The organism is Mesorhizobium silamurunense, assembly GCF_014843905.1.
Classification (GTDB): domain Bacteria; phylum Pseudomonadota; class Alphaproteobacteria; order Rhizobiales; family Rhizobiaceae; genus Mesorhizobium; species Mesorhizobium silamurunense.
Window position 1 is genome coordinate 1 of sequence record NZ_LPVS01000160.1, and the last position, 370, is coordinate 370.

Below are 370 nucleotides of genomic sequence, written 5' to 3' on the forward strand. Positions count from 1 at the left end.
CTTGCCGGACGACGAGCTCGCGCTGGCACAGAAAACCGGTCGCCTGCGGCGCAACTCGCTGGGTTACTCAGCCGACACCTGCAAAACCCTGATCGGTTTCGGCGCGTCGGCTATCGGCCGTATCGGCGAGGGTTACGTCCAAAACGAGGTTACGCGCGATTCCTACACCCGGCACATCGCAGCCGGCCGTCTGGCGACGTCGAAGGGCTACCGTCTCGCTGACGAAGACCGCGTGCGAGCCGCAATCATCGAGCGGCTAATGTGCGATCTCGAGGCCGATGTGCCGGCAATCTGTTCCGCCCACGGATTTGATCCGATCCGTTTTCTCGATTCAGCTGAAGGCTTGGCGATGCTGGCCGAGGACGGGATA

Annotated in this window: 1 pseudogene; it reads left to right on the top strand. The window is 62.4% G+C overall.

Annotated elements, in window-relative coordinates:
- A pseudogene (locus AU465_RS32845) lies at nucleotides 1–370 on the top strand (coproporphyrinogen III oxidase); the annotation flags it as partial.